The sequence below is a fragment of the Gilvimarinus sp. 1_MG-2023 genome (assembly GCF_030548285.1).
In genome coordinates this window covers 1-261 of the sequence record NZ_JAUOSC010001186.1, presented here as the reverse complement: position 1 = coordinate 261, position 261 = coordinate 1, and the positions used below count along the sequence as shown (strand labels likewise).

General features: G+C 54.4%; 1 protein-coding gene. It reads left to right on the top strand.

The annotated features are described in order from the left end of the window. Positions 1-13: 13 nt before the first annotated feature. Positions 14-261 (top strand): DUF2303 family protein (locus tag Q4563_RS20605; RefSeq protein WP_303605840.1); only part of this gene is annotated, 248 nt, incomplete at its 3' end.

The window sequence follows — 261 nt, the reverse complement described above, 5'->3', positions numbered from 1 at the left end:
GGGCAAAGACCAAGTGCAAGTTCTGGAAATCGACGGCCTGCCAGTGCTGATCAGCCCGGATCACCTGAACCTGAATTTTCAGACTCTGGCAGAACTGGACGAATTCCGTGAAACCCCGCGCCAGCTGTGCGGCTCTGTTCAGTTGCACACTGCCCAGGCATTCATCGATTACGTCAACGATTTTTCTGACGAGCACACCGCCATTTTCGTTGACGAAGAAAACGCCCACTTCGTCGCCGTGATCGACTACCACCGCAGCAT